Source organism: Fibrobacter sp., from assembly GCF_045112255.1.
Taxonomy (GTDB): Bacteria; Fibrobacterota; Fibrobacteria; order Fibrobacterales; family Fibrobacteraceae; genus Fibrobacter.
In genome coordinates, this window is the sequence record NZ_JBGUHR010000046.1 from 22,642 (window position 1) to 40,582 (window position 17,941).

Sequence of the window (17,941 nt, forward strand, 5' to 3'; positions counted from 1 at the left end):
TACGCTCTCGCCGGTTTTAATCGAACTGACTTCGTCAGTTCATCTGGCACCTCACCAAATACACAAAGAGCCACCCCTACGGGGCGGCTCTTTGTGTATCGGGGTAGCCAGATTCGAACTGACGACATTCTGCTCCCAAAGCAGACGCTCTACCAGGCTGAGCTACACCCCGAAGTGCTCCAAATATAGCAAAGATTAACAGAAAATTGAGTCTATTTACGAAAAAAATTTATCTATAATAAAATTTTTCACAAAAACTTCACTTTTGTGCACTGAAAATATTGACAATTGCCCAGTTGTGCATTATATTTATATTGTATATATTCCAGCATCCTTTATGACGAGAGGCAAACCATGGAAAACAACAACGAAAAACGCAAAGAGATGACCGCAAGGCAAGAAGAAATCTACGAATACATCAAGAAGTATTCTAAAGAAAACCACATGCCGCCAACGGTCCGCGAAATTGGCAACCACTTCGACATTTCTTCCACGAACGGCGTACGTTCCATTCTCGCCGCCCTCATCAAGAAAGGCTACATCAACCGCTCTCCGCGCCTCAGCCGCGGTATCGAGATTTTGAGCGACGACAAAGAATCGAACAAGGAAGTTGCAAGCAACACCATCGAGATTCCTATCGTCGGTCGCGTTGCCGCCGGTACGCCGATTCTCGCCGTGCAGAACCTCGAAGGCACAGTCACCATCGACAGAGACTTTCTCGCTTGCCGTAGCGATGTCTTTGCGCTCCGCGTCAAAGGCGATTCCATGATCAATGCCGGCATTTTCGATGGCGACCTGATTTTTGCTCGTCAGCAAAAGACCGCCGACCTTGGCGAAATCGTCGTTGCACAGATTGATAACGAAGCGACTGTCAAGTACTACCATCCGAGCGCAGACCATGTGGAACTGCGCCCGGCCAACCCGAAATACAAGCCAATCATTGTGAACAACAAAAAAGACTTCTCCATTGCTGGCCGCGTCATCGGCGTCATGAGAAAAGTCAATTAGTTTATCAATAATAAAAATTTAACAACAAAAAACCGAGGTTCAACGCCTCGGCTTTTTTCGTTCGTACAATTTAACGGATGCGACTTTCGCCTATCGAGGCTGTCCGTCGCTACGTTCCAGGATGACATTAATCGTCGAAATCGGCGAGTTCTTCTTCAGCTTCCTTGAGGTCAGCTGCGTCCGGTCCTTCGATATCGTCGTCCTCCACTTCGTCAAGAGAGTCACCGCCCATGGCGCCCAGCTGGTATTCCACCTTGCGGGCTTCCTTGGACTGGCCCAAGTGCAAAATAGCGGCGCATTCTTCGCAGTAGCCGAGATGCTTGTCGACCCAGAATTCCGGAGACACAAGGTTCTTGTTGCAGCGAGTGCAAATCTGCGTTGCCGCTTCACGCGTGAACGCAGCGTTCTGTTCTTCGAGTTCCTTCAAGATGCGTTCCGTCAATTCTTCCTGCGTTTCTTCAGCAAGAGAAATCTTGTGGCGGATAGCGGAAGTCGGCTTCTTTTCGAGGTTCTTCATTTCAGAAGTCACCTTCTTCTTGTTGGCGCGTTCTTCCTGCTCATCAATTTCAACAAACATAATGAACTTGCAAGGCTTCTTACCGCCTTCAAGCAAAACAGCATACGGATAATCAGATTTCACAGCGGACTTTTTGGGTTCAGACTTTTCTACAACTTCAACTTTTTCAAGAACCTTTTCAGGAGCCTTTTCGACAGTCTCCTTAACCGGTTCCTTTTCGATTTTCTTTTCAACTTCCTTTACAGCTTCTTTTTCGACAACCTTTTTCGGAGCTACAGGAGCCTTAGCCTCGACTGCCGGTTCAACCTTCTTTTCGGGAGCTGGTTTCTTGGATGTTTCGGCAACAGCTTTTGCCGGAGCTGCCTTTGCAGGAGCCTTCGCCGGGGCGGCCTTCACCACTTTTGCGGGTTCCTTCTTTGCCGGAACATCCTTCTTTGCGACAGGCTTTTTGGCCGAAGCAGCCGGGGCAGCCTTTGCAGGCGCCTTCGCCGGCGCAGCCTTCTTTGCCGGAGCCGGAGCGGCCTTTGCTACAGGCTTTTTGGCCGGGGCCGCCTTTGCAGGAGCCTTCGCCGGCGCAGCTTTCTTTGCCGGTGCCGGAGCTGCCTTTGCTACAGGCTTTTTGGCCGGAGCGGCCTTTGCCGCTTTCTTTTCAGAAGTACTAGCCTTTGCAGGCGCTTTTGATGTCGCTTTTTTTGAACTCATATTTACTTCTTTTCCACAATTTTAATGTTTAAAATCGGATCGTTCAGGTCAATACGGCAGACAACATCATGTCCTTCGATAACCTTACCAAATACGGTATGATGGCCGTCCAAATGCGGCTGCGGGAGATGAGTGATGAAGAACTGAGAGCCGCCAGTATTCGGACCCTTGTTCGCCATAGAAATCACACCAGTCTCATGCTTAAGATCGTTTTTCTCATCGTCGATAGTGTAACCGGGACCGCCCGTTCCATCACCGTTCGGGTCGCCGCCCTGGATCATGAATCCCGGAACAACGCGGTGAAACACAAGACCATTGTAGAACCCCTGATTCGCAAGTTCAACAAAGTTCGCTACGGTATTCGGAGCGGCCTTAAAGTTCAAGTCCACCACAATTTTTCCCTCATGGGTTGTAATTTCAGCAAGAATCTGGGAAACACCCGTATAATCCTTGTTAAAAACTTTTCCCGCAGCAAAAGCATTTGCGGCAAGGCACAAGGCACTGCAAATAATGAGTTTTCTAAACAAAACTTAACTTCCGTCGTTATATCGTTCTAAAAGAACAAATTGTTAAACAAGAATATAGTTTTTTTTTAAAGGGTTCACAGCGAATTACAATAAACAGGCACAAGATTTCTATATTTATGCAAAAACTCTTCAACATCTTAATATGCCGCAAAACAACAATATCCGTAATTTTAGTATTATCGCCCACATCGATCACGGCAAATCCACCTTGGCCGACAGAATGATTGAACTGACCAAGACTGTCTCCAAAAACGAAATGATGAACCAGCTCCTGGACGACATGGATCTGGAACGCGAACGCGGCATTACCATCAAGGCTCACGCCATCCGCATGGTCTACGAAAAAGATGGTGAAGAATACATTTTAAACATGATCGATACGCCGGGGCACGTGGACTTCACTTACGAAGTCAGCCGTTCCCTCGCCGCATGCGAAGGCGCAATCCTCGTCGTGGACGCAAGCCAGGGCATTGAAGCCCAGACGCTTTCGAACCTCTACCTTGCGATTGAAAACGACCTTACGATCATCCCGGTTTTGAACAAAGTAGACCTTCCAGGTGCACAGCCCGATCACGTGGCACAGCTCGTCGGCGACCTACTCGGCTACGACCCGGACAAAATCCCGCGCATTTCCGCCAAGACGGGTCTCAACGTGGAACAGGTTCTCGACAAGATCGTCGATGAAATCCCGGCCCCGAAGGGCGATGCAGGCAAGCCACTCAAGGCCCTCATCTTCGACTCCGTTTACGATTCTTACCGAGGCGTGATCAACTACATCCGCATTGTCGAAGGCACACTCAAGGCGGGCATGAAAATCCACATGATGAAGACGGGCGGCGAATATGTGGTGACCGAAGTCGGTACATTCAGCATGCGCCGCGACCCGCGCCCGGAACTCACCGAAGGCATGGTCGGCTACGTGCTTGCAAACGTGAAGACGATTAGCGACGTGAAAATCGGTGACACGCTTACCGATGCCGCGAATCCGGCCGAAGAACCTCTCCCAGGCTACAAGGACGTGCTCCCGATGATTTACTCGGGTATCTACCCCATCGACCCGGAAGACTACAAGGATTTGCGCGAAGCCCTCGAAAAGCTCCGCTTGAACGACTCCGCCCTCTGCTGGGAACCGGAAACTTCCGAAGCGCTCGGCTTTGGCTTCCGCACGGGCTTCCTCGGACTTTTGCACATGGAAATCGTGCAAGAACGTTTGGACCGCGAATTCAACGTGGACATCATCACGACCGTGCCGAACGTGGAATACCACGTGTACATGAGCGACGGCTCCATGGTGAAAATCGAAAGCCCGTCCAAGCTCCCCGACGCTAGCCGCTACGACTACATCGAAGAGCCGTACGTGAAAGCTCAGATCTTTACGCCGAAGGAATATGTCGGCGCCATGATGACGCTTTGCGAAGAAAAGCGCGGCACGTTCGAAACGATGGAATACATCGACGAAACGAAGGTCATCCTCAAGTACGACCTCCCGCTTGCCGAAATCATGTTCGACTTCTACGACCGTCTCAAGTCCTTAAGCCGCGGCTACGCTGGCCTTGACTACACGCCGAGCGAATACAAGCGCAACAACCTCGTCAAGCTCGACATTCTCTTGAACGGCGACCCGGTTGACGCCTTCTCCGTGATTATCCACCGCGACAAGGCAAACACCTACGCTAACGCCATCTGCGTCAAGCTCAAGGACCTTATTCCGCGCCAGCAGTTCGACGTCGCCATCCAGGGCGCCATCGGCGGAAAGATCATCAGTCGCTCGACCGTGAAGGCTGTGCGCAAGGACGTGCTTGCCAAGTGCTACGGCGGTGACATCACCCGTAAGCGTAAGCTCCTCGAAAAGCAGAAGGAAGGTAAGAAGCGCATGAAGAGCATCGGCTCCGTAGAAGTGCCGCAGAAGGCATTCCTCGCCGTGCTCTCCCTCAGCGACGATTCCACCGGCGGCAACGACTAACCGCAATCAAAGCCATGTCAGCACTCGATCGTAAAGTCAAGTCATTACAACGACGCCATTCCAGGGCGCACGTGTTCTTTCTCGTCTTTATCCTCGGTGTTGTACTCGCCGTCATGGTTGCAGTGCGCTACTACATCATGGAACCCGTCCGAGTTCTGGACAATTCTCTCTATCCCAAATTCAAGAAGAACAGCATACTGTGGATGTGCAAGCTCCCCCGCTGCACAGACAGTATCGCAGACGGAGACTTTGTCTGGGGAATCATGCGGAACCAGGACAACATGGTGCGTAGAGTTCTTGGCGTTCCAGGCGATTCTATCACAATTACAAACAACGGCAAAGTCTATACACCTCATCGCAATTTTAAGTGGAGAGGAGAAGACGCCTTTATCGAAACGCGAAGCATCTACGTTCCGCGCAAGGGAGACACGCTCCGTTTTGACCAGTTAAACGATGTAGAACAAGACTACCTTATTTCGCTCATGCATGAGCAGAACGAAAAAATCTATGTCAAGTCGAGTCTCTGGCAAGGCAATCGAGAAATGCCCATAGAACGCATCGGTTCCACCAAACTTGGAAACCGCCTTGTGAGTTTACAGGAAATCGACTACATGCCGTGGCAAGACCGATTCCTCGTCGAACTGCAAATATTCCTTGCAGAACCGGGCAACACGCCCATCCACATCAAGCGAGAACTCTTCAGCGCCACAGATTCATCCAAGATTTCTTATTACGTTGTACCAGAAGACTGCTACTACCTCGTTTGCGAAAAGGCAAGCCACTGCGCGGATTCAAGAGAAATCGGATTCTTTACAAAAAATCGCCTTCTCGGCCGAGCAAACAAAGTCGCCAATAAGATTCAATCAGAAATCGACAACCGTATTTTGAATTTCCAAAAATCGATTCAGCAGCAAATAAAGAAATCCAAGAAGAAAGCGAACAAGAAAAAACAATAAGCTACCAAAACTTAAAAAATCTAAATTTCCAGAAAACAGCCAAGCGCAATAAATTTAAAAGTCTCAACAATTTATTCATTTGTCTTAACATTCTCATTCCAAGATTTTTACGCTTTGATAATTTAGAATCCTATTTTAAGAAAAGCAGAAGAATGCCGAATTTTGCAACCAACCGTTTGCAAGAACACAAAAATAAAAGCATTGCGTATTAAAAGCAAAAACGCACCCGAGCCGGGTGCGTTCTGCAATTTCGCTTTTGGAGTCCGCGCATCTCGCACTACAATGAGCGCTCGCGCGGCCTACAAACAATTAGTCAAGCGTGTGGACCAAGAGACCGTCGCGCAGCTTCGGTTCGAACCAAGTGCTCTTCGGCGGCATGATTTCGCCAGCGTCGGCAATGCTCATGAGCTGATCGAGCGTGGTCGGGTACATTGCAAATGCGCAGGCGCATTCACCGCTATCGACGCGCTTCACAAGTTCGCCGAGGCCGCGGATGCCACCGACAAAGTCGATGCGCTTGGAAGTACGCGGATCGTCAATGTCGAAGAGCGGCTTCAAGATGAGCTTCTGGAGGAGAGCCACATCGAGGCTGTCGACCGGACCAAGGTTCTTGAGGAACTTGTCCTTGAACGTGCAAGCATACCACTTGCCGCCCATGTAGAAGTTCACCTGGTTCTGCTTGGCAGGGCTCTGCATGCTCGGCAATTCTTCGATGTCGAACACAAGCTTCATTTCTTCCATGAGCTGTTCCGGCGTGCGGCCGTTCAAGTCCTTAAGCACGCGGTTGTAGTCCAAAATCTTGAGCTGGGTGCTCGGGAAGAGGATAGCGAGGTAACGGTTGTACTCTTCGTCGCCCGTGTTCTTCGGATTCTGTTCGGCGCGGTAGCTGGCAGCGCGAGCACCAGCAGCACTGCGATGGTGACCGTCAGCGATGTAGCTTACCGGAATTTCTTCGAAGGACTTGCGGATAGCTTCGATTTCAGCGTCATCGTCGATGACCCAAACCGTGTGGCCAAAGCCGTCGCCCTTGCTCACGAAGTCGTAAACAGGCTTGCGCTTCGTCACTGCACCGAAGATATCGAACTGGCCGTTGTCGCGGTAAGTGAGGAACACCGGACCCGTATTGGCGTTCGTAGCAAGCACATGGCGCAAACGGTCTTCTTCCTTGTCTGCGCGGGTAAGTTCGTGCTTTTTGATGGTGCCGTTGAAGTAGTCGGCAGCCGGAACGCAGCACACAAGACCGTACTGTTCGCGACCGTTCATCGTCTGGCGATAAACGTAGAGGCACGGCTTCTGGTCGAAAGCGATCACGCCGTCTTTGATCATCTTGTCGAGATTTTCACGAGCGTGGGCATAAACCTTCGGATCGTAAGCGTCGACAGAATCCGGAAGTTCGAGTTCGGCACGCGTCACGCGCAAGTAGGAGTGCGGAAGGCCCTCAGCCATAGCCTTGGCTTCGGCGCGATTCATCACGTCGTAAGGGAGCGCAGAGATAGTCTCAGCTTCAGCCGGATTCACCGGACGCAAAGCCTTGAACGGATAGATGTGCATCATAGGTTTCTTTCCTTTGTGTGCTTCTTTGATTAAAACTTCGTCTTCGGCAATCAAGTTATGGATATAACCCGTCTTTGCCGCAATCCATTTTTTCTTCCTGTAACTTACGATGAAATAAGCTAGAAAAAAGAAGATGACGCCGCCAATAGCCGCGACAATTGTAATGCCAATCATGAACGCCAACAGGTGGTCCGCAGCGTTATTCCACAAATGCCCGATCACCGTCGTGAAATTTTTGAACGAAAGCCCCTGGAATTCTTCCAAAAAGTCAAACTCAATCGCCGCCGGATGGACAATCTTGCACCCGAGCATATAACCCGTCGGGTAGAAGAACCCGAACTGAGTCAGCGGGTTTGCCACAAACGACGAAACAATCCCCGGAACCTTCGGAAGGCGGAACAAGGCACAGAACGCAACCGTCAAAATAATGGCGACACCAATCGTCGGCCAAATGCCAATAAAGACGCCCGCCGCCACAGACCACGCCACTCGCATGGCATCCTGACGCCTCGGAAACATCCTATTGTAATAAATACGGCTTAAGCGCTTGTACTTCGATTCGTTCCTTCTCAATTTAACCATATCACCTCGTAATTAACCGAGCCAAAGATAGTAAATATAGAGGAAAGACTAAAGACGAGAGACGAGAGTAAAGTCTTTGTTCTACAAAAGCGGAACGCCAACCCCGGCTAGTCCTTCAAACAACGAACTGAAAAACCGAGGCTCTTCTTGTAGTAGCCCAGGGCCGCATAGTTGCTGCAGTAGCCCAAGTTCAAGGCTTTAGCGTAGTTGTCATCTATCTCAGAAGCACTCCAAAAGCCGGCGAGTTTGCCAATGTCAAAGAAATTGCCATTGTCGATCCTGTCGCCAGCAGGCAGTGCGGAAAAGCCCACGTCATCCGAGCCGTTACCTTCATGAAACCACCCCGTCTGCGACTTGAGAACATTGAGCGCCGTTTTTTCCCCACCGACTTTGGTAAGCAAAGTATCCCACTCTTTTTTTTCCGGTAAATGCCAGCCCAGCGGACAAATGCCCTGCACCGTATCAGGCAGAGTACAGCTTTTGCCTAAACCGCAGTCCTGCGGATTGTCGGCATCAGTCGCGAGCTTCACCGAGTCTATCGCCGCCGTCCAAGTATAAAGGCGGCCAGTCACAGCACAGTTTTCAGCCTTGTTGGCATAGCACCAACTTTTGCCCATCAAGCTCGGAGTTTTGACACTATCAGCATAGTTCAAGTTTTCAGCCATCCATACCTGGTCACCGATTTTTACAGTCTTGTAAATTTGACCATCGCGGGAATCCGTCATTGAACCGTAGTCTATTTCAGGATTCAAACGATCTTCCTTCGGCACGTCCCAGCTCCAGCCATCACCATTTTTCCCGCTCGATGATGAACTATTACTGGATTCTTCGTGGCTATCGCCACTCAGAATGACGCTAGACGACGATTCAACTTTGGGGCTACTAGAAGAACTGAGAATATCTTCAGAACCAGATGTTCCATTGTCGTTTAGAGCACTAGTACCGCTGTCACCACCGCAAGCCGCAAGCAAAAGCAAACCAGAAACAGCCGCAGCAGCCACTCCCCCACGCAAAGACATCTTTCCACACCACAAATTCTTCAACAACACAAGATTCTCCCTAACAAAGTTTTTTCAAATATAGTTTTTATTTCAAGCAACAAGATTTAGTCATTAGTCTTTAGTTATTAGAATAATATTTGACGGCTTTGCTGCGATTATACGAACTAAGGACCAATGACCAAAGACTATTGACCCAACCGCCTAACCACTTTTTCTAAATTTTCACCCATGAAACACTTGATTTCGAAAGAAGGCTTTGAAAAATTCAAGGCAGAATGGGAACATCTCAAATACGTTGAACGCCCGGCAATGATCAACCAGGTGCAAGCCGCCGCTGCCGAAGGCGACCGCAGCGAAAACGCCGCCTACACTTACGGCCGTATGCGCGTACGCGAAATTGACCGCCGCCTGCGTGAACTCGACCGCATTCTGGATGGCGCACAGATTGTCGAAAACGCCGCCACCAAGGACGGCTCCATCCGCTTTGGCGCTACCGTCAAGATGATCGACAAGAAGACCAAACGCGAAAAGGTCTACTCAATCGTTGGCGACAAGGAAATCGACCCGCTCCAGGGCCGCATCAGCATGAAGTCCCCCATCGGCGAAGCCTTGCAAGGCAAAAAAGCCGGTGACACCGTCGATGTCCAAGCCCCCCGCGGAAAAATCACGTACGAGATATTAGAGGTAACTTATTAATTCGGAATTAGGATGTAGGAATTAGAAATTATTTAATTTGGCGGCTTTGCCGCGATTATTTCAATTCCGAACTCCGAATTCCGAACTCCAAATTCACTAAATGTTCATCGATACTCATTGTCATATTGATTCTTACGAGCGCCATGCGGGCGAATCCTTTGACGCGCTTTTAGAGCGTTTCCAGACCGCCAGTTTCACGACCGAACGCAGCTCCGCTAAAGAAAAAGCGGCAGCCTCCAAGATTGCGCAGCCAGAAGCATTTATCCATGTGGCCTGCGACCCAGCCGACTTCGACCGCGCTCGCGAACTCAGCGAAAAGTATCCATTTGTCTACGCCGCTTACGGCATCCATCCCGAATATGTCGAAACAGAGACTGCCGAAGACGAAGCTCGCATGATGGAATTTTTGAAGCACCCGAAGTGCGTTGCCTGCGGTGAGTTCGGTCTCGATTACCATTACGGTGCCGAAACAAAGGCCGCACAAGTCAAGCTTTTCGAGCGTCATTTGCAGCTCGGCATCGAAAGCGGCAAGCCTCTCGTACTCCACCTTCGCGAAGCCGATGACGACGCCCTTGCCGTTCTGCGCGCAGCAAACTTGCACAACCGCAACATTCACATTCATTGCTTTACAGGTACGCCAGAATTCGTCGAGCAGCTCCTTCAACTAGACGCAAACATTTTCGTCGGATTCACGGGAATCGTCACGTTCAACAACGCGCAAAATGTCCGAGACGCAGCAGCGCTCATTCCGCTCAACCAAATGCTTTTGGAGACCGATGCCCCTTACATGGCGCCCGTCCCCTTCCGAGGCAAGCCCTGCCACTCCGGCTACATTCCCTTCATCGCCGACAAGCTCGCCGAAATAAAAAACGTGACGGTAGAAGACCTCTACCATCACTGTCGTGAAAATACTAAAACGTGTTACGGAATCTAAGCCTTAACGGCTTCCGGTTCCGTTTCGAAGCTGGATCCCTGCGCCGGAACATTATAATGTTCCTTCATGTACTCTAGTGCTTTATCTGTATTGAGCGGCCTGCTAAAGTAGTACCCCTGAATCAAGTGGCAGCCTTCGCGATACAAGAAGTCGAGCTGTTCCTTCGTTTCAACGCCTTCGGCGATGAGGTCCAAGTTCAAGGACTTCGCAATGCCAATCACCATGCGGGCAAACGAAGCATCTTCTTCATTATCCGCCACATGATCCACAAAGTACTTGTCCATCTTGAGCGTATGCACCGGGTAACGCTTCAAGTAAGAAAGCGAGCTATAACCCGTTCCAAAGTCATCAATCGAAATCTGGATGCCCATGTTCGAAAGCGCACGCATGATTTCAATCGTCTTGTCCGCTTCACACATGGCTGTGTATTCCGTAATTTCGAGCTTCAAGTTACGCGGATTCAAGTTTGTTTCGGTCAACACGCGACGCACATCATCGACCATGGAATCCATCGAGAACTGCTTTGCCGAGAAGTTCACCGCCACCTGGATATCCTTGAAGCCCATATCGACCCATTGCTTGGTCTGCCTGCAGGCCATGCGCAAAATGAGCGCTCCCATCGGCACAATGAGCCCAGTTTCTTCAGCAATCGGGATAAATTCAGCCGGCGAAATAATGCCTCGTTCCGACTGGTTCCAGCGCACAAGCGCTTCAAAGCCCACAATCTTGTTGCCCGCCTGGATATCGACAATCGGCTGGTACATCAGCACAAATTCTTGGGCCTGGATTGCACGGCGGATTTCAAACTCAAGCTTGTAAAGCTTCATCGCCTTTTCGCGAATGCCGCCGCTAAAGAACTGGATTCCGCCGTGGTTAATGCCCTTCTTCATATCGCGAAGGCTCGCGTTTGCATTGGCAAGAATATCCTCGACGCAATCGACATCCTGGTTTACGACAATCGACATCGAAACGCTGATGTAAAGGTCTTTGCCCTCCAGCGCAATCGGAGATTTTATCTTGTTATGAATATTACGTACAAGCGGTATTAAATCATCATTGGGATCGCGGCTTTGGATGTTATGCAAGATCACAGCAAAAACATCAGGTCCAATACGAGCCACGCAGTCATCCGGGCGAGCGACCGATTTTAAACGGTCTGCAATCGTGCGGAGAACATTATCACCAATATTGATGGAATAAGAAGCATTGATAGCGCCAAAGCTATCAACATCCAAAAGCGCCACGGCAAAAACATAGCCCGGACGCTTTGCAGCAATATCCACGTCGGTCTTAAGCTTTTCAAGGAAATACTTGCGATTGAAGATGCCCGTGAGCGCATCCTGGTAAACGTAATTATAGCGTTCACGTTCCGCAGACTTGCGATCGACAGATTCAGTCAGGGAACCGATTACGCGAATCGGGCGGCCCATTTCATTGCTCTGGACACGACCGCTAATCACGAGCTTTGCATTTTTCTTGGAAGCATCCAGCAACGTCAGATTGCACGAGAACGTACCTGAGGTCTGCAAAGCGGCATTGAGCTGTTCACGGAAAGCATTCCAGTCGCTTTCGATCACCCTGTTTTTCAGCGGTTCAAAGGAATCTTCAAGGTTCGCACTTTCAGCGGCAAGCAACTTCGCTATGCGGTTGGACCAGTAAACCTTCCCGGACGCCACATCAAATGTCCAGAATCCATCAGACGACACATCGATCATCATCTGGAAGAGTTCATCCTTTTCAAGAAGATCCTTCTTAAGATCGCGAATCGGCTCTACGACCTTCGGTTCAGGGATTTCAACATCGTTGCGGATCTTCCGACCATCTTTTGGAAACTTGTAGAAAAGAGCAACATACGCCAAAAAAACTATCGCCAAAAAGTACGGTATGAAATTATAGACGTGCTCAGTAAAATTCAGAATATCGGGAATCGATTCTGCAAACAGGAAACACGCTAACAATAGCGAAAAACGCAACACCACATGTTCATCAAAAAGTCTCATGTCAACCCAATCTTTTATTTACACCTAAAATATGTAGAATATTTCAAAACGGAACACCATGGAAGAATTTAGTAAGGATTTCTTTACTCCAACTCCAAGTATTCCAATTTGGAATATCATTTGTGTTAATCAACATGGATACTTGCATTTAAAAATTTACAGGTATCCACATCAACTATAATTGAATATAGGCTTAAAATATCGAAAAAGCTCATTATAGATAAAATATTTTCTAAAATTTGAATAAATTATTTTTTACCATTTATCAACACCGTTAAATACTACGTTTTATGAGGATCATCACTCTTTTTCGTATCACAAGATGATCCAAATCGTTCCAAAAATTTCGAAAAAAGACACCTCCCCGACCATCATTTTCCTAAAATTTCATGATCGAAAAAATTGCCCAGGCACACCACCCCTGCGACAAAATGTAAACAAGTAACATTTCGTAATGTAAAAACAAGCAAACATTCAAAGCAAAAAAGCCTCCGGCTTTTGACCGGAGACTTTTTCAATGCTTTTCGCATTTGGCATTTAGCCATTGGAAAAGTGACTGGATCCTGCTCCTTCGAACCTAATTCAACTACGGCAGCAAGCTGCCTAGTTTCATATATCACGACCTACGGCCGTTCAGGATGACGAGTTACATTAGCGGTTTCCTATAAGCAAAAAAGAACGATCAGTATTAGCTGATCGTTCTTTAAAGCCCTATGCTATTCGCATTTGGAAAAGGAGGGGCCGTGAGCGAAAAACGCCTCGTATTAACGAGGCGTGATTGCGAGAGAATCCGCCAGCCTGCATATTTCATCCAGATTCTAGCGGATTCGGTCTCATGTTTTGGAGGGCGAAGCCTTCCCTAGTAAAAAGCGCGGCTTTGCGGTAAGCAAAGCCAAGCTAATTACACCGCACCCTGCCACTTCATGGCATCGGCAACCTTGAGGAAGCCAGCGATGTTTGCACCCATGACGAGGTTGCCCTTCTGGCCGTACTTGACAGCAGCGGAGGAAGCAGCGGCGTAGATGCTCTTCATGATGCCTTCGAGCTTAGCATCAACTTCTTCGAATGTCCAGGAGAGACGTTCAGAGTTCTGAGACATTTCGAGACCAGAGGTAGCAACGCCACCAGCGTTAGCAGCCTTAGCCGGTCCAAAGAGAACGCCAGCCTTCTGGAAAGCTTCGATAGCTTCCGGAGTAGACGGCATGTTAGCACCTTCAGCAACAGCCTTCACGCCGTTAGCGATAAGAGCCTTTGCACCTTCGAGATCGAGTTCGTTCTGAGTTGCGCACGGAAGAGCGATGTCGCACTTGACCGTCCAAACGCCCTTAGAACCTTCGTGGTATTCAGAACCCGGAACGAGCTTAGCGTATTCGCTGATACGAGCGCGCTTGTTGTTCTTGAGGTCGAGAACGACGTCGAGGTTGATGCCGTTCGGGTCGTAGATGTAGCCGTTGGAGTCAGAAACGGTAACAACCTTAGCACCGAGCTGCGTTGCCTTCTGGCAAGCGAACTGAGCAACGTTACCAGAACCGGAGATCACGACAGTCTTGCCTTCGAAGGAGTCGTTAGCGAGGTCCTTGAGCATTTCGCGAGTGAAGTAGCAGAGGCCGTAACCGGTAGCTTCGGTACGAGCGAGAGAACCACCGTAGGAGAGGCCCTTACCCGTGAGAACGCCAACCCATTCGTTGCGAATGCGCTTGTACTGACCGAACATGTAACCGATTTCGCGAGCGCCAGTACCCTGGTCACCAGCCGGCACGTCCGTGTCTGCACCGATGTGCTTGCAGAGTTCAGTCATGAAAGACTGGCAGAAGCGCATCACTTCGTTGTCGCTCTTACCCTTCGGGTCGAAGTCAGAACCACCCTTGCCACCACCCATCGGGAGCGTGGTCAAGCTGTTCTTGAAGATCTGTTCGAAGCCGAGGAACTTGAGCATGGAAAGAGTAACTTCGTTACGGAGACGGATACCGCCCTTGTAAGGACCGATAGCGGAGTTGAACTGAACACGGTAGCCACGGTTGACCTGAACGTTACCCTTGTCATCGAGCCAAGGTACGCGGAAAGTAACAACGCGTTCCGGTTCGACGAGGCGGTCGATCACGCCGTTGGTTTCCCAAGACTTGTCCTGTTCGAGGACCGGGTCGAGGGATTCGAGGAATTCACGGACGGCCTGGTGGAAGAGAGCCTGGTCCGGATCGCGTGCGACGACCTTTTCATAAACCTTCTGAAGGTAAGCATTCTTAATTGCCATTTTTTATATCTCCGTTGAGAATTTTGATTGTTAATGTTTTAACGCTTGTAAAGATAGTAAAGGGTGTTAGGAAAAAGTGAAAAAGGAGTAAAAATCTTCAATTTCTTACATTTTTGTAAGTTAGTTTTTCATCAGTTTTGCCGATTGCTTTTTTTCGCGAAAAATCAAGGGTATATAGCAGAAAGACTTACATTTTTGTAAGTTTTAGTATTTTGCAAATTTCAGTAAACAAAGTTTTACATTTGTTATAATGTTTTTTCTTTATACGAGATGGCGACCCCGTCCCCATTCGCGGATCATGACCACATAAGAACTAAAGTTCTAAGTGGTCAAAGAGCACTGTGGCCGGGGTGACAGTGCAAAAAAGCCCGCTCGGAGGCGGGCTTGACAATGTTGTATAAACAACAGTCCCCGGCACGGAGGCCGGGGTGACATTGCGAAAATTAGATTTCCATGAAGGCTTTGAGGTCGCCCATGCGGCGCTTGGCATATTCAAAGCCCATGTTATAAGTTTCATCGAGCTTTTCACGGTCGGTCTCGAAAAGGTCACAGACCTTGCTCTCCGGGCGGAAAATCAGGAGATTGCCCGTCTTTTCGAGTTTTTCCATTTCAGCAAACATCTTCTCGTAACGCTTGTAACGCAACATAAGCGCACGGAAGAAATCCGGATACTTGCGCTTGAACACCGGATTCAAGACCATCCGGAACTTGCGAAAGTCCGTCACACTTTCACCGGGGTAATGCGTCGAAACGACAACGACCTTGTCACAGCCCTTTTCAAAGGCGCGCTTGTACGGAATTGGAGAAGTGACACAGCCATCCGCGTAATGTTTGCCATCTATTTCAGCAATCGGGAATAGAATCGGGAGTGCACTACTCGCGTTCACAATGTCGAGCAACCGCTTTTCGCTCATGTACTCCTGGAAGAATTCCGAGCGGCCCGTTTCGCAGCACGTGAGGCCAAACTCGCATTCAACGCCCGAGCCAAAGAACAGGTGAAAATCGAACGGAATATCGCCATACGCCGCATTGTAATGGAGCGCATTGCACTCTTTCTGGATTCCATCCAGAATGCGGTTGGCGTGATCCATCCCCTGCTGGATTTTAGTCGGCTGAATGATATGGCGGAAACGTCCACGCTGACGCGTGACAAAATTCATCGCGGCATGGCAACCGGCACTCACACCCGTAAAATACGAGAAATAAATATCCTCGTCCATCCAGGCATCCAGAACACCTGCCGTAAAAATGGTCTGACGCGAACCGCCTTCAAGAGCCAAGCCAATCTTCACTACTTGCTCTCCTCAGGAATGATTTCTTCAGGAGTTTCAGCCGCGACAGGAAGAATTGCCCCCTGCTGTCCTAAAGCAATCTGCTTCAGGTTCCAGACCTTCTGGCGGAAGTATTCGCTGCGTTCTGCCAGATGCTTGGATGACGGGATTCCCTTGACACGTTCAATCTTTTCGGGTTCGTCCACCACAATCTGAGTGCGGTGCCCAATCTTGTAAATGCCATCAATGCCAACAGAAAGAACCGGCGTACCCGTACTGCGGGCGAGGAACGCAAATCCTGTCTTGAACTCGTTCAACAAGCCGTCATAGCGGCACTTGCCTTCCGGAAAAATAATAACGGAATTGCCCTTTTCAAGTTCCTTCTTTGCAATCAAGGCCCATTCGGTATCGAGATTAAAGCGATCGCAAGGAATCACATTCTTAAAGCGGGATAGAGCCCAATGAAAATGCGGGTCTTCGACCTGATCCTTGGCGACAACGATACTGCGCTTATGGAAGAACAAAGACTGCACCAACAACGGGTCAAGCATACTCGTGTGATTTGCAATGATAATCATCGGCTCCTTAAGGTCAGTCGACTTGACCGACCCTAAGAACTTCATCTTGGGACGATAAAATACTAACAAGTAAGTGCGCACCAAGTGAACAACCAAGAAGAGCACAAACTTCCAGAACAAATCAGCAATTATATTTTTCGATTTTTCAATCATCAACTGTATGTAAGGCGATCCCGGCACGAGGCCGGGAAGACACAAAGGACAACTAATTATTTGCCCAAAGATTCTTTGGGGATGCTCGTAAACGTCAACGAACCCTTGGCGTGGACATTGCCGTTCACCTTGACAACGCAGTCAAAGCCGACGATGACTCCACCGCCCTTCGTCTTGTTGACGGAGATTTCGAGCTGGTCACCCGGAATCACAGGCTTCACGAACTTGAAACCGTCAATCTTCAAAAGAACGTACAAGTTCTTTTCGAGGTCTTCAGCCGGCTTCTCGATCACGAGAGAGCAGAGCTGGGCGCAAGCTTCGCAAATGAGGACGCCCGGCATAATCGGGGTGCCCGGGAAGTGGCCCATGAAGTACGGTTCGTTCACGGAAACATTCTTGATGCCCGTTGCAGATTCGTTCGGAACGAGTTCCGTCACCTTTTCAATCATCTGGAAAGGCGGACGCTGGGCAATCTTTTCACTGATCTGGTAAATGTTCATCACAGGGAAAGACCTCCATCCAAAACGATGACCTGACCCGTCACATAAGCGAACTGGTCAGAAGCAAGTGCAGAAACGACGTTCGCGACTTCGTCTGCAGAAGCAAAGCGCTTGAGCGGCACCTTTTCGAGATAGCCCTTGCGGGTTTCTTCCGGGATGGCTTCGATCATTTCGGTTGCGACAAAGCCCGGAGCGACAGCGTTCACGCGGATGCCGTAGCCGCCAAGTTCCTTGGCGAGCGTCTGCGTAAAGGAGTTCACAGCACCCTTCGTGGCACTGTAAACAGCCTGGCCAGCGAGAGCGAACTTGGAAGAAACAGAAGACATGTTGATGATCACGCCAGACTTCTGCTTGTACATCTTGACAGCGACCTGCTGTGCGCAGTAGAAGTAGCCCTTCACGTTCAAGTCAAAGCACTTGTCGAGCGTATCCGGGTTCATCATCAAAAGGTATTCGTCACGGACGATACCAGCATTGTTCACGAGCACGTCGATACGGCCATAAGCCTTGAAAACATCGCGCACCATCTGCTTGACTTCGGCAAGCACGGCAACGTTTGCCTTGTAGACCATGCCATCGCCACCTTCGGCCTTAATTTGTTCAAGCGTCTGGAGAGCAGCTTCATCGGAGCTGGAGTAGTTTACGACGACCGTGTAGCCGTCACGAGCAAGGCGCAAAGCACAAGCCTTGCCAATCCCCTTAGAAGAACCAGTAACGATTGCAACTTTCATTATAAATTCTCCTTCAA

At 49.4% G+C, this 17,941-nt stretch carries 15 protein-coding genes, 1 tRNA gene and 1 pseudogene; 5 read left to right on the top strand and 12 right to left on the bottom strand.

Features of this window, described 5'->3' with window-relative positions; genetic code table 11:
- Positions 1 to 98: 98 nt before the first annotated feature.
- Positions 99 to 172, bottom strand: a tRNA-Pro gene (locus ACJMM9_RS06635).
- A gap of 182 nt (positions 173 to 354) precedes the next feature.
- Between ACJMM9_RS06635 and lexA the strand changes: the two genes are divergently transcribed.
- Positions 355 to 1,008: a transcriptional repressor LexA gene (gene lexA, locus ACJMM9_RS06640; RefSeq protein ID WP_072828019.1), complete on the top strand. Its 654-nt coding sequence runs from the start codon at positions 355 to 357 to the stop codon at positions 1,006 to 1,008.
- A 127-nt stretch (positions 1,009 to 1,135) separates the two neighbouring features.
- Here the strand turns inward: lexA and ACJMM9_RS06645 are convergent, their stop codons facing one another.
- Together ACJMM9_RS06645 and ACJMM9_RS06650 are read right to left on the bottom strand one after the other, a co-directional pair.
- The gene (locus tag ACJMM9_RS06645; protein WP_405324914.1) at positions 1,136 to 2,227 is read right to left on the bottom strand and encodes a hypothetical protein; all 1,092 of its coding nucleotides are present in this window, start codon (positions 2,225 to 2,227) and stop codon (positions 1,136 to 1,138) included.
- Between the two features lie 2 nt (positions 2,228 to 2,229).
- Complete coding sequence (locus tag ACJMM9_RS06650; protein WP_173353887.1) at positions 2,230 to 2,655, bottom strand: peptidylprolyl isomerase; 426 nt, start codon at positions 2,653 to 2,655, stop codon at positions 2,230 to 2,232.
- Between the two features lie 241 nt (positions 2,656 to 2,896).
- Between ACJMM9_RS06650 and lepA the strand changes: the two genes are divergently transcribed.
- Both lepA and ACJMM9_RS06660 read left to right on the top strand, forming a co-directional pair.
- On the top strand, positions 2,897 to 4,717 hold the full coding sequence (gene lepA / locus ACJMM9_RS06655; RefSeq protein WP_405324917.1) for a translation elongation factor 4: 1,821 nt from the start codon (positions 2,897 to 2,899) through the stop codon (positions 4,715 to 4,717).
- A gap of 14 nt (positions 4,718 to 4,731) precedes the next feature.
- Entirely contained in the window at positions 4,732 to 5,673 is a 942-nt protein-coding gene (locus ACJMM9_RS06660; protein WP_405324919.1) for a S26 family signal peptidase, read from the top strand.
- A 309-nt stretch (positions 5,674 to 5,982) separates the two neighbouring features.
- Here ACJMM9_RS06660 and ACJMM9_RS06665 read toward each other — a convergent pair whose 3' ends face one another.
- The 3 genes and pseudogenes from ACJMM9_RS06665 to ACJMM9_RS06675 all read right to left on the bottom strand — a co-directional run bounded on the left by ACJMM9_RS06665 (position 5,983) and on the right by ACJMM9_RS06675 (position 8,828).
- A complete protein-coding gene (locus ACJMM9_RS06665; protein ID WP_405324981.1) occupies positions 5,983 to 7,227 on the bottom strand; it encodes a DUF1015 domain-containing protein in 1,245 nt (414 codons plus the stop codon).
- 99 nt (positions 7,228 to 7,326) lie between these two features.
- Positions 7,327 to 7,809 (bottom strand): annotated as a pseudogene (locus ACJMM9_RS06670) (DUF2062 domain-containing protein); the annotation flags it as partial.
- Positions 7,810 to 7,916: 107 nt separating this feature from the next.
- Positions 7,917 to 8,828, bottom strand: a complete 912-nt coding sequence (locus ACJMM9_RS06675) for a fibrobacter succinogenes major paralogous domain-containing protein (protein WP_405324921.1) — start codon at positions 8,826 to 8,828, stop codon at positions 7,917 to 7,919.
- A gap of 210 nt (positions 8,829 to 9,038) precedes the next feature.
- Here ACJMM9_RS06675 and greA point away from each other — a divergent pair, with 210 nt between their 5' ends.
- Positions 9,039 to 9,506, top strand: coding sequence for a transcription elongation factor GreA (gene greA / locus ACJMM9_RS06680; protein WP_405324924.1), 468 nt, complete (start codon positions 9,039 to 9,041; stop codon positions 9,504 to 9,506).
- Positions 9,507 to 9,606: 100 nt separating this feature from the next.
- On the top strand, positions 9,607 to 10,440 hold the full coding sequence (locus tag ACJMM9_RS06685; protein ID WP_405324927.1) for a TatD family hydrolase: 834 nt from the start codon (positions 9,607 to 9,609) through the stop codon (positions 10,438 to 10,440).
- On the opposite strand, the gene ACJMM9_RS06690 is transcribed toward ACJMM9_RS06685, so the two are convergent.
- The 6 genes from ACJMM9_RS06690 to ACJMM9_RS06715 form a co-directional block, all read right to left on the bottom strand.
- The gene (locus ACJMM9_RS06690; RefSeq protein ID WP_405324928.1) at positions 10,437 to 12,440 is read right to left on the bottom strand and encodes a putative bifunctional diguanylate cyclase/phosphodiesterase; all 2,004 of its coding nucleotides are present in this window, start codon (positions 12,438 to 12,440) and stop codon (positions 10,437 to 10,439) included. The genes ACJMM9_RS06685 and ACJMM9_RS06690 overlap by 4 nt on opposite strands.
- Before the next feature lie 901 nt (positions 12,441 to 13,341).
- On the bottom strand, positions 13,342 to 14,691 hold the full coding sequence (gdhA, locus tag ACJMM9_RS06695; RefSeq protein ID WP_405324931.1) for an NADP-specific glutamate dehydrogenase: 1,350 nt from the start codon (positions 14,689 to 14,691) through the stop codon (positions 13,342 to 13,344).
- A gap of 443 nt (positions 14,692 to 15,134) precedes the next feature.
- Positions 15,135 to 15,983, bottom strand: coding sequence for a patatin family protein (locus ACJMM9_RS06700; protein WP_405324933.1), 849 nt, complete (start codon positions 15,981 to 15,983; stop codon positions 15,135 to 15,137).
- Positions 15,983 to 16,693, bottom strand: a complete 711-nt coding sequence (locus ACJMM9_RS06705; protein WP_405324936.1) for a lysophospholipid acyltransferase family protein — start codon at positions 16,691 to 16,693, stop codon at positions 15,983 to 15,985. The genes ACJMM9_RS06700 and ACJMM9_RS06705 overlap by 1 nt, the downstream gene beginning before the upstream one ends.
- 56 nt (positions 16,694 to 16,749) lie before the next feature.
- Positions 16,750 to 17,193 (bottom strand): 3-hydroxyacyl-ACP dehydratase FabZ, encoded by a 444-nt coding sequence (gene fabZ, locus ACJMM9_RS06710; RefSeq protein ID WP_015732419.1) that lies wholly within the window; start codon positions 17,191 to 17,193, stop codon positions 16,750 to 16,752.
- Positions 17,193 to 17,924, bottom strand: coding sequence for an SDR family NAD(P)-dependent oxidoreductase (locus tag ACJMM9_RS06715; RefSeq protein ID WP_014544923.1), 732 nt, complete (start codon positions 17,922 to 17,924; stop codon positions 17,193 to 17,195). The genes fabZ and ACJMM9_RS06715 overlap by 1 nt, the downstream gene beginning before the upstream one ends.
- Positions 17,925 to 17,941: the final 17 nt, after the last annotated feature.

Coding starts and splice junctions, on each gene's coding strand:
- lexA (WP_072828019.1), top strand. CDS start 355: ATGGAAAACAACAACGAAAAACGCAAAGAGATGACCGCAAGGCAAGAA.
- ACJMM9_RS06645 (WP_405324914.1), bottom strand. CDS start 2,227: ATGAGTTCAAAAAAAGCGACATCAAAAGCGCCTGCAAAGGCTAGTACT.
- lepA (WP_405324917.1), top strand. CDS start 2,897: ATGCCGCAAAACAACAATATCCGTAATTTTAGTATTATCGCCCACATC.
- ACJMM9_RS06660 (WP_405324919.1), top strand. CDS start 4,732: ATGTCAGCACTCGATCGTAAAGTCAAGTCATTACAACGACGCCATTCC.
- ACJMM9_RS06665 (WP_405324981.1), bottom strand. CDS start 7,227: ATGATGCACATCTATCCGTTCAAGGCTTTGCGTCCGGTGAATCCGGCT.
- ACJMM9_RS06675 (WP_405324921.1), bottom strand. CDS start 8,828: ATGTCTTTGCGTGGGGGAGTGGCTGCTGCGGCTGTTTCTGGTTTGCTT.
- greA (WP_405324924.1), top strand. CDS start 9,039: ATGAAACACTTGATTTCGAAAGAAGGCTTTGAAAAATTCAAGGCAGAA.
- ACJMM9_RS06685 (WP_405324927.1), top strand. CDS start 9,607: ATGTTCATCGATACTCATTGTCATATTGATTCTTACGAGCGCCATGCG.
- ACJMM9_RS06690 (WP_405324928.1), bottom strand. CDS start 12,440: ATGAGACTTTTTGATGAACATGTGGTGTTGCGTTTTTCGCTATTGTTA.
- gdhA (WP_405324931.1), bottom strand. CDS start 14,691: ATGGCAATTAAGAATGCTTACCTTCAGAAGGTTTATGAAAAGGTCGTC.
- ACJMM9_RS06705 (WP_405324936.1), bottom strand. CDS start 16,693: ATGATTGAAAAATCGAAAAATATAATTGCTGATTTGTTCTGGAAGTTT.
- fabZ (WP_015732419.1), bottom strand. CDS start 17,193: ATGAACATTTACCAGATCAGTGAAAAGATTGCCCAGCGTCCGCCTTTC.
- ACJMM9_RS06715 (WP_014544923.1), bottom strand. CDS start 17,924: ATGAAAGTTGCAATCGTTACTGGTTCTTCTAAGGGGATTGGCAAGGCT.